This is a genomic window from Bacillus sp. FSL W8-0116 (assembly GCF_038003825.1).
Lineage (GTDB): Bacteria > Bacillota > Bacilli > Bacillales > DSM-4216 > Bacillus_O > Bacillus_O smithii.
On sequence record NZ_JBBOPY010000001.1, the window covers coordinates 213,525 to 229,348 of the forward strand.

General features: G+C 39.5%; 13 protein-coding genes and 1 pseudogene. 10 read left to right on the forward strand and 4 right to left on the reverse strand.

Annotated elements, in window-relative coordinates:
- Positions 1–220: 220 nt before the first annotated feature.
- The 3 genes from N1I86_RS00950 to N1I86_RS00960 all read left to right on the forward strand — a co-directional run bounded on the left by N1I86_RS00950 (position 221) and on the right by N1I86_RS00960 (position 4,191).
- Positions 221–943 carry a DsbA family oxidoreductase gene (locus tag N1I86_RS00950; RefSeq protein ID WP_003352875.1) on the forward strand — a complete coding sequence of 241 codons (723 nt, stop codon included), beginning with the start codon at positions 221–223 and terminating at the stop codon, positions 941–943.
- Between the two features lie 187 nt (positions 944–1,130).
- Positions 1,131–2,105, forward strand: a complete 975-nt coding sequence (locus tag N1I86_RS00955) for an FUSC family protein (protein ID WP_341094480.1) — start codon at positions 1,131–1,133, stop codon at positions 2,103–2,105.
- A 751-nt stretch (positions 2,106–2,856) separates the two neighbouring features.
- Complete coding sequence (locus N1I86_RS00960) at positions 2,857–4,191, forward strand: amino acid permease (protein WP_341094481.1); 1,335 nt, start codon at positions 2,857–2,859, stop codon at positions 4,189–4,191.
- Between the two features lie 222 nt (positions 4,192–4,413).
- Here the strand turns inward: N1I86_RS00960 and dhaM are convergent, their stop codons facing one another.
- Genes dhaM through dhaK form a run of 3 tightly spaced genes read right to left on the reverse strand, consistent with a single transcriptional unit; the run spans position 4,414 to position 6,382 of the window.
- Positions 4,414–4,791, reverse strand: a complete 378-nt coding sequence (gene dhaM / locus N1I86_RS00965; RefSeq protein ID WP_003352870.1) for a dihydroxyacetone kinase phosphoryl donor subunit DhaM — start codon at positions 4,789–4,791, stop codon at positions 4,414–4,416.
- On the reverse strand, positions 4,784–5,374 hold the full coding sequence (dhaL, locus tag N1I86_RS00970) for a dihydroxyacetone kinase subunit DhaL (protein WP_003352869.1): 591 nt from the start codon (positions 5,372–5,374) through the stop codon (positions 4,784–4,786). Before dhaL ends, dhaM begins: the two co-directional genes overlap by 8 nt.
- Before the next feature lie 15 nt (positions 5,375–5,389).
- On the reverse strand, positions 5,390–6,382 hold the full coding sequence (dhaK, locus tag N1I86_RS00975) for a dihydroxyacetone kinase subunit DhaK (protein ID WP_341094483.1): 993 nt from the start codon (positions 6,380–6,382) through the stop codon (positions 5,390–5,392).
- A 311-nt stretch (positions 6,383–6,693) separates the two neighbouring features.
- Between dhaK and N1I86_RS00980 the strand changes: the two genes are divergently transcribed.
- From N1I86_RS00980 to gabT, 7 genes and pseudogenes are all read left to right on the forward strand, one after another.
- A complete protein-coding gene (locus tag N1I86_RS00980) occupies positions 6,694–7,221 on the forward strand; it encodes a helix-turn-helix domain-containing protein (RefSeq protein WP_341094485.1) in 528 nt (175 codons plus the stop codon).
- On the forward strand, positions 7,166–8,497 hold the full coding sequence (locus N1I86_RS00985) for an IS4 family transposase (protein WP_341094487.1): 1,332 nt from the start codon (positions 7,166–7,168) through the stop codon (positions 8,495–8,497). The genes N1I86_RS00980 and N1I86_RS00985 overlap by 56 nt, the downstream gene beginning before the upstream one ends.
- A gap of 144 nt (positions 8,498–8,641) precedes the next feature.
- Positions 8,642–9,324, forward strand: a pseudogene (locus N1I86_RS00990) (IS630-like element ISBs2 family transposase); the annotation flags it as partial.
- Between the two features lie 532 nt (positions 9,325–9,856).
- Positions 9,857–10,546, forward strand: a complete 690-nt coding sequence (locus tag N1I86_RS00995) for a GntR family transcriptional regulator (protein WP_341094488.1) — start codon at positions 9,857–9,859, stop codon at positions 10,544–10,546.
- 70 nt (positions 10,547–10,616) lie between these two features.
- Positions 10,617–11,444, forward strand: a complete 828-nt coding sequence (locus N1I86_RS01000) for a carbon-nitrogen hydrolase family protein (RefSeq protein WP_341094490.1) — start codon at positions 10,617–10,619, stop codon at positions 11,442–11,444.
- A gap of 7 nt (positions 11,445–11,451) precedes the next feature.
- Positions 11,452–12,825 carry an APC family permease gene (locus tag N1I86_RS01005; protein ID WP_341094492.1) on the forward strand — a complete coding sequence of 458 codons (1,374 nt, stop codon included), beginning with the start codon at positions 11,452–11,454 and terminating at the stop codon, positions 12,823–12,825.
- 20 nt (positions 12,826–12,845) lie between these two features.
- Complete coding sequence (gabT, locus tag N1I86_RS01010; RefSeq protein WP_341094494.1) at positions 12,846–14,198, forward strand: 4-aminobutyrate--2-oxoglutarate transaminase; 1,353 nt, start codon at positions 12,846–12,848, stop codon at positions 14,196–14,198.
- Between the two features lie 634 nt (positions 14,199–14,832).
- Here gabT and N1I86_RS01015 read toward each other — a convergent pair.
- Positions 14,833–15,789 carry a sporulation protein gene (locus N1I86_RS01015; RefSeq protein ID WP_341094496.1) on the reverse strand — a complete coding sequence of 319 codons (957 nt, stop codon included), beginning with the start codon at positions 15,787–15,789 and terminating at the stop codon, positions 14,833–14,835.
- Positions 15,790–15,824: the final 35 nt, after the last annotated feature.

The window sequence follows — 15,824 nt, forward strand, 5'->3', positions numbered from 1 at the left end:
TAAGATATTTCCTCCTATATCATATTATATTTCTTCTTATTTCATAAATTATTTTGTTTTGACAGGAAAAAGCCGCAATTAGCAAGCTTGGCTTTTTCATCCAATCCTCTTCACTTTTTACATAGAGCATAAGGAATAACAACACATTGAGCAAGATACGTGGGATTTAATCAGCTTTGTGTTACTATATGGTGGAATCCAATAATATGAGGTGTTCCATATGAAAATTGAAGTATGGTCTGACTACGTTTGTCCATTTTGCTATATAGGAAAACATCGATTAGAAATGGCCTTATCGCAATTTCCGCATAAAGATCAAGTAGAAATTGAATTCAAAAGCTTTGAGTTGGATCCGAATGCACCAAAAAACAGTGGAAAAAGCATACATGAAGCCATTGCAGAAAAATATGGAATGAGTATCGAACAAGCGAAACAAACCAATCAAGGTATAGGCCAACAAGCCGCCAGCGTTGGACTTTCTTTCGATTTTGATCGAATGAAGCCGACGAATACTTTCGACGCTCATCGTTTAGTAAAATTTGCAAAAACTCAAGGGAAAGAAGCGGACATTTCCGAAAAACTCTTTCGGGCTTACTTCACGGAAGGCAAGCATATTGGGGATCACGAAACATTAGCCGATATCGCCGAAGCAGCCGGGCTAGATCGCAAGCAAGCTTTAGACGTTCTTCACGATCAAAATGCTTATGCCAATGATGTCCGCATAGACGAAGCCATAGCGCAGCAATATGGCATTAGAGGTGTTCCATTCTTTCTCATCAACCAAAAATATGCCATTTCTGGTGCTCAACCATTGGAAACCTTTGTTGGTGCTCTGCAAAAAGTATGGCAAGAAGAATCCGCTTCCCCTGCCTTTGAAGACCTTTCAACGGAAGATAATGTAAGCTGTGCTGATGGAAGCTGCGCCATTCCTGAAACAAAATAGAACGAACCAAAGTATCAAATAGAATCTATACAAAGCCAGATTCTTTACTTAAAGTTCCACTTGTCCATTAAATAAAGATCATTTATTTCAGCAACCTTATTCCGGTACTTTTATCGGGGTAAGGTTGTTCATTATTCTTAGGTTATTCCATAATATGAATGGTAGAGAATGAAACAGGAGGAAAGAAATGAATCATAAACCGCTGAATTTTTTGAAATACTTTTTGCAATGGGATCCTTCTATTCCTGTCCCGAAATTGCAAATTTTTTCAAGTGCTTTAGGAATGGCTTTGCCGATTATTGTCGGTGCGTTAATCGGCCATGTAGAAACGGGATTCATCGTTGCTCTAGGCAGTCTTTTTATGAACCCTCCAAATGTGGATCATTCGTTAAAGGAAGAAGTTTTAAACTATGAGCAGACCATCGTCGCAGGATTTATTGCCATTGGTTTAGGAGAATTTATTGGAAATCATCATTCGCTATCAGCTAGTATCTTTTTGGTGTTTGTGAACGGATTAGTTTCTCTAGTAGGCGGCCTGAATCGTACGTTCGCTGTGAACAGCATGCGTTTTACTATTTTATCGATGATCGGTGCAGGTATATCCCCGCCCACACAGATCAGCCCATTGCTGATAGGTTTGTTTTTTTCTTTAGGTTCAATATGGGCTGTATTTCTATTTCTCTGTTTTTCTGTTTCTTATCGGTTTTTTATAAAAAAGAAACCGTTTAGCAAATCCTTATCCAACAATCCCTCCAATGTTGATTTTTTTACGCAATGTAAATACTGGCTAATCAGATTGAAAACATTTCGTGCTTGGCTCTATACGATCCGTGTCGTTTTGTGTTTGAGCGTAGCACAAGTGATTCAATTATATTTAAAGAATCCACATGCCTATTGGATCAGTCTGACTGTTGTTTTGGTGCTCCAAAGAAAAACGTCTATCAGTCCTTCTAGAATTTATCAACGCGCTCTTGGAACTTTTTTCGGCGTTCTGATTGGTGGCGCCATATTAATATTTCCGTTGTCCATTCTGTGGATCGTCGTCATAGTGGCGTTCATCGGTGGAATTCGCAGTTATTTAAAGACCCAAAATTATGTATATTATTCAATGGCAATGGTAGCTTTTTATTTTGCTTGGCAAAGGAAAACACATTTCTTTTGATTTAATGATCGGTCGGCTGGTGTACACTTTTGTCGGCTGTATTATTGCTCTTGTTTTCGGCTACTTCCTTTGGACCGCTCCGGAAAAACAAAAATACATTTAAGAAGATCATTTACGATGAATTTTGAATTTCAGTCCGTTCACAACAATATGCTTTTTAGGATATAAATAAAAGGATGTTTAGGCAACGATTCCAAAACACACTTTCTGTGTACCTGCCATCCGAAAGAGTAACCCCCTCATTATTGATCAACGCTTCATGAAGAGATGTTTAACCGTTATCTTTCTTTACTAGTCCTACATTTTATTAGGATTGTAAATACACTATCCCCTTACGATCTGCTGTGACGAGTGAATAGGTCAAGTTCGCTTTTTTTAAAAGGAAAACGAAATTTTTTATAGTAAATCCCTTAAGATCGATTGAGCGTTTTTCCTCCATCCATTTTTATGACTTAAATCACTTTCCTATACTATTTTACGATAATAGAAACCTTCTGTTCAGATAATGATAAATATGACATTCTTTTATAAGTCCCCATTTGTTTTTTCAATTTGGATTATACCTACATCTTCAAAAATCAGTTTATTCGTAATTTCCCGATCTTTTAAACTTACATTGACACAGTGCTTCATTATGATATAGTAATATCAAAAACTTTAGTGCTTAAAAGCATTTAAACATCAAAACGTTATATGATTAAAATGCTTTAGTGCAAAAGTAAAAAAATAAGAATAGTAGGAATGAGAAAACATGGAAGAAAAAAATCAAGGTTTACGTAAGGGACTGTTGCCAAGACATGTCCAATTTATTGCTTTGGCAGGCATGATTGGAACAGGGATATTTAAAGGAAGCTCGGACACTGTCAATATGGCCGGTCCCAGTGTTGTGCTTGCCTATTTAATTGGAGGACTATTTCTTTTTATTGTCATGGTCGCATTAGGAGAAATGGCGATTGTTTATCCTAAACTCAATGTGCAGCATCTGATCAATAAAGCTTTTGGCAATCGGATATCCTTTATCGTCGGATGGCTCTATTGGATTAATTGGATTATTGTAACTGTCGTTGAATTGCTGGCAGCCGGAAGTTTTTTGCAATACTGGTTTCCTTCTATGCCATTATGGTTGTTAAGTTTCATCTGTGCTGCCTTTATCGTGGGAATCAATTTATTTCAAGTAAAATACTACGGCGAACTTGAATATTGGATTGCCGGCATTAAAATTGTTACGTTAATGGCTTTTATTCTTTTAGGTTCTTTAATCTTGCTAGGGATTTTTCCCGGTACCACGTCCTCCTTATCAAATTACACGGCCCATGGCGGTTTCTTCCCCCATGGTTTAGGTGGAACGTTCAGTGCCTTTTTAGTGGTGATGTTTTCATACGGCGGAGCTGAGTTAATTGGAGTCAGTGTCACGGAGACAAAAGACAGCCAGCGTGTTTTGCCGAAAATTATTAAAGGAACCGTTTGGAGAGTCATTATTTTTTACGTCCTGCCCATTCTCATCATTTGCGGAATCGTTCCTTGGGATCAAGTATCCTCTAAAGAAAGTACTTTCGTGCAAGTTTTCGGCTTCTCAGGACTTCCAGGCGCTGCTCATGTAATGAATTTTGTGCTTTTAACGGCTGTTCTGTCAGCTGCTAATTCAGGAATATACGCTACATCCAGAACATTGTTTACGATGTCTCAAACAGGTGAAGCTCCTAAGGCCTTTTTGAAAACGTCCAAACAAGGCGTTCCATTAAACGGAATATTATTAACAACCATTTGTATATTAGTGGGTGTATTTCTAGCTTATATGACCCCTGATCAAGTCATCAGCTATCTTATGACCATTCCGGGATTTACCGTTTTATTAATTTGGATCGGGATATGTTTAGCCCAATTAAAGCTCCGGCCTCAATACTCGGAAAAACCTGTTTTTCAGGTAAAAGGGTTTCCTTATACGACGATTATCGCTGCCATTTGTTTATCTTTCATCTTTTTAGCTTTTATTTTTAATAAACAAAATATCATTGGAACGATTGTCTGTCTGGTCATTGTCGCTGTACTTATTCTTCTTTCTTTTACTGTCAAATCAAAAAGATAAAAGACTTGTTAAAAAGGCCAAGAACCTGGATTCGTTAGGTTTTTGGCCTTTTTTCATATGCTCTAAACAACCTATCGACAACAGACGAATCAGCCCCATTCGATCCATGATATTTTGGCTTCATTCCATCTATCATACTTCGATATGGTGTAAGATAAAAATTTTGGATCAAATAAAAAACTTCCAATCTGCAAGACTATCTTGCAAATTGGAAGCTTGTTTTTATTTTATTTTCAATGGTTTGAGTTGATCTATAATTTCTTCGAAGGGTGCATCGGCTTGTATCAATGCGGCTGCAGTATAAGCGCTCTCAACTAACGCGGTATCCATAAGATGAACTTGCTTTTCGGTTATTTCCATCGCCATTTCTAAGTTCATTTTCGCACTGCCTAGATCATAAAAAGCCAACAGTTTATCAGCACTATTCTCGGAGATAGCGGAACTGATCTTCTCAAAACTTGTCCCTACTTCCCCTTCATCTGTTCCTCCCGCACAAGTGATTGAAACGTCTCGGGCTGCCTCTTTTAATAATCGCACCACACCTTCCGCCAGTTCTTCGATGTGGGAGACAATGACAATCCCATATTCTTTTTTATTCATTCAGAATGCCTCCCTCTAACATCGCTTCAAAAAAGTATCCGCTTGAAACGGCGCCAGGATCCAGATGCCCGATGGAACGTTCTCCAAGATAAGAGGCGCGTCCCTTCGTTGCTTTCATATCTTTTGTTTGATTCACAGCTTCCTGTATCGTTTCTTTTGTTAAATTTCCGGATTCCAGCGCTTCAATCACAGGGACCCAAACATCCACCATGGTTTTTTCGCCCGGTACTGCCTTTCCCCTCTTTTGAATCCCTTCAAGCCCTGCTTTTAGAATCGCCGCTATATCTTTTTCATCCTTGCCGGCTTGTTTGGCCATCGCCATAAGGGCAGATCCATAAAGAGGTCCGGAGGCGCCTCCGATTTTACTCAGAAGCGACATGGAAGCTTTTTTAAAAACATCTTGTACCGTCGCATATTCCTCCTCTTTTAATTTTTCTTCCATGTCCTTTGTTCCGCGCGCCATATTCGTGCCATGATCGCCGTCGCCTATAGCGCTGTCTAATTCACTTAAATAAACCTTTTTTTCATTCACTTTACCAGCAAATAAAATGAGCCATTTGACAGTATTTTCAGTCGTTAACATCCATCATTCCTCCTTCTATACCCATGCAGGTGTCTTAACTGGAAGTTTCAAATAGCGGGTCCAAGTATCATCTGCCAGTTTTACAAGGGTTAAAGAGACCCCTGCCATATCAATAGAAGTCATAAAGGAACCAACTTTTTTATAATCAATCACCAACTCTTCTTCCTTTAATAAAGCATGGACATCATTCATGAACACAAATTGTTCCATTAACGGCGTAGCACCTAGTCCATTTACTAATACGGCATAATGATCCCCTTTTTTCCAGTTGAATGCTTTTTTCAATTGGTTGACTAGTTCTTTTGCGATTTCTCTTGATGTTTTTATTTTTTCACGCCGGTATCCCGGTTCCCCATGAATTCCAACACCGTACTCCATTTCATCCTCTGCTAGTTGAAATCCCGGTTTGACTACTTCCGGAACGGTCGCCGGAGAAATAGATACCCCTATCGTTTTGATATTCGGTACTAACTGATCCCCCAATGTTTTTATCTCTTCAAGGGATAAACCGGACGCTGCCGCAGCACCTAAAATTTTATGTACCAGAACAGTTCCCGCTATTCCCCTTCTTCCGGCTGTAAAAGTACTATCTTCAACGGCGATGTCATCATCAACAATTAATTTTTCGACTTGTATATTTTCCATTTCAGCCATCTCTTGAGCCATCTCAAAATTCATCACATCACCAGTGTAGTTTTTCACAATCAATAAAACACCCGCACCTTGATCCGCTATCTTAATGGCTTCAACTATTTGGTCAGGTGTTGGAGAAGTAAAGACTTCGCCACAGACGGCAGCCGACAGTATGCCTTGTCCGACAAAACCTGCATGGCTAGGTTCATGACCGCTCCCTCCTCCGCTGACTAGTCCCACTTTTCCCTCGTCTTTAAAAGTTCGATAAATGACACCTGTTCCTTCTAACCTCTTTACTAGTCCTTCATTTGCATAAACAAAACCGTTCAGCATTTCGTCTAATACATTTTTTGGATCATTTAATATCTTTTTCATCGTTTAGCCCCCTATTGTATTTTCGAGGTTTTATAGTTATGAATATCCTATAAAATAAAATGATATTCCGCTCAACAAATGACTAACAGCATGAATGATTGGGTATGCTATGGTTCACGTCTAAAAAAATATTTTTCTTCAGATAATATGTAACCCCTTACATTTTGTTTTGAAAATTTTGGTATTCAGTCAATCTTATTTTCCCATATTTATATGATTCCAGCAAGCTTCATATATAAATTGAAATAAAGGTTTTCTCCCGTTCCACGGCGAATAAATACAAAGAGAAAATAGGGGAACGGAGAGAAAATATGATGCCAAATCACAAAGACGAGATCGAAAAGTTGTCCACTGCCATGAAAGAAGCAAAAAGTAAACGAGCATATGAACGCTACCAAGCGATTTATCTTCATTTGCAGGGATATACCAAAGGAGAAATCGCAACGATTATTGGTCGATCCAAGAAAACTATTTATAACTATATTCATGCCTACGCCCAGCGCGGTCTTGATGGACTGGAGATGAAATACTCACCTGGCGCCCCACGTCGATTGACCCCTGAGCAGGAAAAAGAGCTGGCTTTGATCATTGAACATCAGCTCCCCGTAGATGTGGGATTCGAAGCAAAATATAATTGGACGCTTGCGATAATCGCTGAACTCATTCAACAAAAGTGGGGGCCAACATACCATAGCCATCAAGTTAAGAATTTGATCTTTTTTCAGCGCCAAAAACATGGTATCCTTTCTAACGAAAATCATCGTTGGAAAGGATTATTTTTTGATGGAAAAAAAGATGAAGGCATGGATAAAAACGATTCGTCAACTCTTCTCCTATGAAGAACTGACTCGTCTGGCACGGAAAGTCGGATTCATTCAGCGGCAGCGTTCATTAACAGCGGAAGCCTTTCTGACGCTATGTGCTTGGGGAGACGGATCGCTCGCCTGTCAGTCGCTTCAGCGGTTGTGTGCCGATTTGGCGCTCTGGCATGATTGCTCTCTCTCGAATGAAGGACTGAATCAGCGGTTTACGCCTCGTGCCGTGGCGTTTTTAAAAGAGGTCTTTTTTACTCTCCTGATGCATCAACGTCCGGCACTCTCTTCCATCACCGAAACGTATCGCGCTTGTTTCACCCGTCTGCGGATCTTAGACTCTACCAGTTTTTTACTTCCGACCGACTATGGTGAGGACTATCAAGGTTCGGTTTCATCTGGCGCCAAAATCCAATTTGAGTATGAGCTGTTATCGGGAACCTGTCTTCAGCTGTGCGTCCAACAGGCCAATGATTCCGATGCCCGTTTTGCTTATCATACCCAGCACACGATTTTACCGAATGACCTTTGCATTCGGGATCTGGGGTTTTTTTCACTCGCCACGCTGGCGGAGATTGATGCTCGAGGTGCTTATTATATTACCCGGTTGCGTTCCGATATCAAAGTCTATATCAAGCAGGACGGGGAGTGGCACGAATGGGATTGGGAATCGATAGGAAATCGATTGGGCGAGGGGGAAGCCGTGGAAGTGGAACACGTGTATATCGGACACCAACGCCTGTATGTTCCGCGTCTGATTTTTCGCCGTCTCACGGCGGAAGAATGGGAAAAACGGCTGGCGTACGTGCGGAAAAAGGAAAAAAAGAAAGGGAAGGCGCTGTCACGCCAAACCCTTGAACAAAAGAAATATCACATCTTACTGACCAATTTACCACAAGAATCGTTTGATGCGCAACAAGTTTATGAGCTGTATTCGCTGCGCTGGCAAGTGGAGCTGTTATTTAAGGGCTGGAAATCCTTATTTGATCTTGACCGTGTCAAAAAGATGAAGAAGGAACGATTCGAATGCCACTTATATGGGACATTGATTGCCATTTTAGTCACGCAGACTCTTCTGTTCCAAGCCCGAAGGTATTGGCATCAACGGGAGGGAATCGAGATCAGTGAATGGAAAGCGCTTAATATCCTCCAATCGTATTGGCATCGGTTTCTTTTGCATCCCCAAGCGATGGAAACCGCCCTTCCATCTCTCCTGTCTCTGTTAAGGAAACACGCGAGGAAAGACCGAAGGAAAGGAGAGGAAACGGTATCGGATCTTTTAAAGAAATTGGGGATATGGTAGTGTGGGTCATGGATATAATTGCCAAATAACCCTCTTCTTGAGGGTTATTTGGCATGCCCAGCATTTGGTTTTCTCTTCATCCTTTGATTGATTTTTCGAACATGCGTATCATCCTAAAAAATTTTATACCGCTAACTTGACGGGTATGGGCCAACATACACGCTTCGCGGAACAAGTGACATTCTGCATCGGTTAGGGCTAAGCTATACGAAACCGACCTATACACTAGCCAATGCCGATGAAGAGAAACAAAAAGAATTCGTCGAAATCACCTTCCCTGAAGTAAAAAAAAACTGGTAGATGGGAACATCGCCCATGTCCTCTTTCAAGATGAGTCGATGATTCGTGATTACCAAGCGATTCAAAAAACATGGTTTGTCAAAGGAAAACAACGAATCATTCCGACGTTTGGAAAACATCAAGGGCTGAAGCTGATTGGCACGTTGAACTACGAAACAGGGGAAGTGTTTTGCATCGAAGAAGAATGCTATGACGCGGAAACATTTCTTCGATTTCTTCAACTTGTGTTAGAACGCTATCCCACAGGCAAAATAGTGATGATTTTAGATAACGCTCGAATTCACCATGCCAAACTCATTCAGCCATTTTTAAAAGAACACGAAGATCGGTTAGAGCTCGTCTTTTTGCCACCATACAGTCCGCAATTGAACTTGATTGAAGGGCTATGGAAATGGCTGAAATCAGACGTGATTTACAACGTGTTCTATTCGAGTGTGCAAGAAATTAGAAAGAATGTCCAAGCCTTTATTCAGCGAATCAACCAGAAACCAGAACAAACGATCGATCGTTTGTGTGTTCAGTTGTAAATCTTTAATTCAACTTATATAGTGACGATGAATCCTAAAAAATTATGAAGAAATAAAGTTCGTTGTTAAATCAAAAATTAACATAAAAAATTAGCTTATGGACTGGATGAAAGGGTGTTTTTAACTTTGTATGACGTACTTTTTTCGCAAATGAATGATCCAAATCATGACGAACTTCACTTTGCTCGAACTAAAAAATACCTTTTGGAAACTTCTTCCTTGATTAATCATTTTTCAGTATCGATCCCCTCTCTCCCAACTTTCGCTGCTATTTCTCCAGACGATTACTGGCAGCCTATTGATCATCATTTATAGAAAAATTCAATAGCTGACTGATAGATGAACGCATTACGAATATGCTTTCTTTCGTCGTATACATAGTTGGATGAAATAAGTCTGTCATTTGCATCCCAATCAATTGTTTGCCTATTTCAATAGCAAAAAGTATGAGAGATAATCTGACAATAAATTTGATATTTCTGAAAATTCGTGTTATTTTATAAGAAACCATTCATTAGAAAGGAATGATGCAATGAAGACTGCACCTAAAATGACTGAGGAGAAAATATATCGTGTTCTCCGTGACGCCATTGTAAATGCAGATTTTCCTCCCGGGCAACAATTAAAAGAAAATGTATTAGCAGAAGCCTTCGGGGTCAGCCGTACACCTATTCGAACGGTTTTTCAGCGATTGAAATACGATTCATTAATCGAATTAAAGCCAAAAAGAGGTGCCTTTGTGTACTGCCCCACCCCAGCTGAAGCAGAACAAATATTCAGCGTCCGGAAAATGTTAGAACCCCAAGCGACAGAACTGGCGGCTCACTATGCAACACCAGCAGAAATCGATCGTATGTATCATTTTTTAGAAGAAGAACGAAAATTAATGAAAGATCAGTTGTTTCACCAGTCATTAGTGGCAACAAAGAATTTGCATTTGAGTATCATTGAAGCATCCAGAAATTCGTATTTAATCGAATTTCTTAAAAAAATTATTACTTTATCCCATATCATATTAAGCTTCTATGATGTATCTGAACATAAAGAAGCAAATGCCATCTGTGAGCATGATGAATTATTAGAGGCGATTAAAAATCACCAGCCTAAAGCAGCAAAAGAACTAGCTTTTAAACATATCGAATCGATTCAAAATGATATTGATTTTTCAAAAGAATTTACAGATCCCGTCTCGATTACACAAGTCATTCATCGTTACGTATAAAGCCACGGCATAAATTGTATACAATTTTTGTATACATAAGATAAATTCGCCATACTGGGAGGCAATCCAAATGGTTCGAGTGACAATCGCTCAATTTTCACCAAAACAGGGCAATAAAAGCGATAACATTCAAAAAATGATCGAAATGATAAAAACAGCAAAAAAGCAGCAATCACAGCTCATTCTGTTTCCGGAATTATGTTTAACTGGATATTTTGTTTGGGAATCTTTAAGTGAGTTGGCCGAGCCGCTTTCAGGCAATAGCATTCAAATTTTCCAAAGTGCTTGTAGAGAACATGAAATCTTTGCTGTTATCTCTTTTCCGGAAAAAAATAAGGACTCCACCTTCTCTATCACTGCCATTCTGATTGACGACAAAGGTACGATAAGAGGCATCTATCGAAAATCCCATCTCTTTGCTAACGAAAGAAATGTATTTAAAGAAGGAACAGAGCTGCCTGTTTTTGATACCGAGCTTGGAAAAATAGCATTAATGATTTGCTATGATCTGGAATTCCCAGAAGTCGCAAGAATATTCCGGCTTAAGGGAGCAGAGCTTCTACTCGTACCGCTGGCAAACATGAAGCCTTATGAAAAGCATCAATTCATTTTTTTACAAAGCCGGGCCATGGAAAATCAAATTCCAATCGTATTGTGCAATCGTACCGGAACAGAATATGATACTACTTTCTTTGGTGAAAGCGCTGCCGTCGACGGAAACGGCACTGTAATCGTCAAACTAAATGATGAAGAACAACTAATCACCATTCATGTTCCGCTAAATGAACCATTAGATGAACATTTAAATTATATGGCAGATCGGAGAACCGACTTATACGTAGAGCTATTTAATGAATTGACTGATAAATCAGAAAACAAAACCGAACAAAGGAGATGATATGGATATGAAGAAACAGCTTCATCTGAAACGAACATTAAAGCTGCCGCAAGTGATTATTTTTGGCCTTGCTTATATGGCACCTATGATTGTTTTCGGAACCTATGGCATTTTAGCCGAGACCACCCACGGTTCTGTTCCAACCGCCTATGTCGTTGCGTTGATCGCCATGCTATTTACCGCCTACAGCTATGGAAAAATGGTAAAAGCCTTCCCCACCTCAGGTTCAGCCTATACTTATACTCGAAAGTCGATCAGTTCACATTTGGGGTTTATTATTGGCTGGGCTATATTGTTAGATTATTTATTTCTTCCCATGGTCATCTGGCTGATCGGATCCGTATATCTTCATTCTGCCTTTCCGTCCGTTCCTCTATGGATATGGATCATCACCTTTATTGTCATCACATCCATCATTAATGTCATTAGCGTTAAAATGACGACAAATGTAAATTTTTTCATGATGGTTTTTCAACTGCTAGTGATTGCTTTTTTTCTCATATTATCCATCATGAACATAACTTCGAATACCGGAGGCAACTCATTCGATCACAACCCGTTTTTCAACAGTCACTCCTCTCTTTCATCTATACTTGCAGGAGCTTCCATCGCATGTTATTCATTTTTAGGATTTGACGCTGTCACAACCATGTCTGAAGAAACGCTGCAGCCGGAAAAAACGCTGCCGCGAGCTATTTTGCTTGTTACTTTCATCGGTGGAATCATCTTTGTCATTTCCTCTTGTTTTCTATATCTTGTTCATCCAAACTACACTGATTTTCAAAATCTTGATTCAGCTGCATTTGAAATTGCTAAACAAATTGGCGGAACATTGTTAAGCTCCATTTTCCTTGCCGGTATGATCATTGCCCAATTTGCATCGGGAATCGCTGCCCAGGCAAGCGGTGCACGCCTTTTATATGCAATGGGCAGAGACAACGTATTGCCGACAAAATTATTTGGCTATTTAAATGCAAAAACCAAAACACCCATTCTCAATATTGTGATAATTGGAGCCATTTCTTTACTAGCGGTGAATATGGACGTTACGACATCCACATCCTTTATTAATTTCGGAGCGTTTTTGACATTCATATTTGTCAATGTGGATGTGATTTTTCACTACTATATAAAACAAAAAAATCGTTCAAGCAAGGACATTTTTTTCTATTTTCTCATTCCTTTAGTAGGAGCCGTTTTAGACTTTGGACTATTTTTGAATTTGGATAAAAATGCAAAAATTCTCGGTTCGATATGGACCTTCATCGGAATCGTTTATCTAGCCTTTTTAACAAAAGGCTTTAAAATAGCACCACCCGAAATGGATTTTCAAAGCGTTGAAAGTCCGACAGAATTGCCTCTTGATCAAAAATCTATTTAAAATGGAAAGGATGGATCCAAATGAAATACGCAAATGTTAAAAGCAGTTTACCAGGAAGCATCTCTAAAAGCTTGTTGGAAAGAAGAGAAAAAGCGATCCCCCGTGGAGTTAGCTATGGAATACCTACTTTCGCCAAAGAAGCAGCTGGTGCACTCGTAACAGACGTGGATGGCAATACGTTTATAGATTTTGCAGGAGCCATAGGGACGATCAACGTAGGACACCGCCATCCAAAAGTGGTAGATGCTTTAAAAGCTCAAATTGATCAATATATTCATACAGGATTTAATGTCATGATGTATGAACCGTATATTGAGTTGGCTGAAAAACTAGCGGCCATCGCCCCGGGGAATGAGGATAAAAAAGTGATTCTCCTCAACAGCGGCGCAGAAGCAGTTGAAAACGCCGTGAAAATTGCTAGAAAATACACAAAAAGACCGGGCATCATTAGCTTTACACGAGGTTTCCATGGAAGGACATTAATGACGATGTCGATGACAAGCAAAGTAAAGCCTTATAAATTTGAATTCGGCCCCTTTGCTTCAGAGGTCTATAAAGCACCTTATCCATATTTTTATAGAAAACCAGGCAACATTTCAGACGAAGAATATGAAAATTTCATCATTGAAGAATTTAAAAGCTTTTTCAAAAATGACGTTGCTCCAGAAATGGTAGCGGCTGTTGTTATGGAACCTGTACAAGGCGAAGGTGGTTTCATCGTTCCCAGTAAAAAATTTGTTCAAGCGGTTTATGACATTTGTCATGAATACGGCATTTTATTCGTGGCGGATGAAATCCAAACAGGTTTTTGCCGGACTGGCCGTTATTTTGCCATTGAGCATTTCGACATTGTTCCTGATTTGATCACCGTTTCTAAATCACTTGCTGCGGGAGTACCGTTAAGCGGCGTGATTGGCAGAAGCGACATTATGGATGCTGCTTCGCCAGGTGAATTAGGCGGAACTTATAGCGGAAGCCCACTCGGTTGTGCGGCTGCATTAGCCGTATTGGACATCATTGAATCCGAGAATTTAAACGCTCGCGGAGAACAAATCGGTAAAACCGTCATGAACAAGTTTAAAAATTGGTACGATCGATTCGAGTTTATCGGCGATATTCGGGGGCTGGGAGCAATGTGTGCAATAGAGCTTGTAAAAGACAGAGAGACAAAAGAGCCTAACAAAGATTTAACCAATCGAATCATCGCTGAAGCCAATAAGCGTGGTTTACTTCTTTTAAGCGCAGGCATATTCGGCAATGTTATACGTTTGCTGATGCCGATTACCATTACTGATGAACAATTGCAAGAAGGGCTGGAAATTCTTGAACAATCTATTTTGGCAGCAGCCTCTATTGAAAAAATTTCTTTATGACGAGGGAAAATCAAGAGACAACGCTAAGTTTTGCCATGAACAAAGCCATCCCTTGAGCGGGGATGGCTTTAATAACAAAAGAGGGTTAATTTTTGTCTGTGTTATTATTAAACTTACCTTGCAAATAAATTAGTGAATTTTAATTAGAATAGCATATCACAGTTGTTTTTCATCTAGCTTGAAATATTTGTTGTGGCGCTGATATTATTGCCAAGAAATCGATTTGTTTCTAAATATGGATTTCAATCCACGCACTCATATAGAGTGCGACGATTAGCAGTCCTTTACTATCGGAATATGGATAAAATTTAAATCCACGCACTCATGTAGAGTGCGACAGCGGTTTTTGATCAAAAAAACCGAAAATTCCCGTCTTTTTGATCAAAAACTCACTATTTTCTTTTAACAAAACAAAGAAATTTTTTAAATGAATACCATAATTTTCGAATAAAAGGGTCGGATTCAGGTGCGAATGTTTCGGTGATTTTATGTGCGCTTTACATTCGCACCATAAAATGATGGTTCTTCTTTAAACATTAATTTATTAAAACCAATGTGTTCTGCTTTTGCTTGTTGCCGCATACTAACTGGCAGAACCTAAAGCATCTTTTCTTCATCAATCAAAGGAAAATCTTTACTCATCATCTCCAAAGAAATCATCAAAACCAAATCCATCATGATCATGATCGTAGTCGTGATCATGGTCTTCATGGATTAAATCTTCCATCACTTCATCTAAGAGCATGCCTCCTAGTGCTCCTGCCACAAATCCTCCAATCATTCCTGCCGCAGAGTTTCCAAGTTGACGGAATGGGTGTTCGTCATAATCATATGGTTCATAAGAATAGGTATGATAGGAATGCGGTTGGTGATAAAAACCCGGCTGCTGAATGGCTTCCACAATATATCTTTCCAACACGTTTACTAATGCCGGCATATCATTCAAAACTTCTTGTGTCAAAAAGAATTCTCTTTTGACTTCAACTTCATGATAACCTTGCCGAACCTCTACTTCCATCCAAACGCGAATTCCTTGTTCTTCCAATGCAAGACGCATTTCTATTTCATGTATATCTTGAGCAAAATGACTCATTGGGAAAAATGAAAATTCTTGACCAAAGCGATCCAATTTTCCTGATGTTGATGTTTGACGAAATCCCAGCCGTTCCAGTGCTGCAAAAACATTCATGATTGGCGGAATAGGTCGAATTTCTACATAATCCACATCTTTTTTATCCGCTCCACCTTCAATGTCTAAGTATGTATCAAAGTAAAAGGAAACGGTTGGGCAGGAGACAGGCAATGTAAAGGGGAGCTGATAGTGAAATGGAATGTATTTTTCTTCATGGGCATGAATAATAAACGGCCCGCTGGCAGGGACAGTGGCAATATGATGTTTGGCCATACCATGTTCATTTCGAATTTCCATAAACAACCCAACATCAATGGAACGGATTTTTTGATCTACTTCTCCTCCAAATATGACGACGTCACCCTGCACATTTTCGCCAACTTGATAGGAATTCGTATATAAACGCAAGTCAACGGTAGCTGAACCTTTTCCAAAACTCGCAAGTATCTTTTTAAACATGGTCATGCTCTCCTCTATATTGTATTTCAGTATTG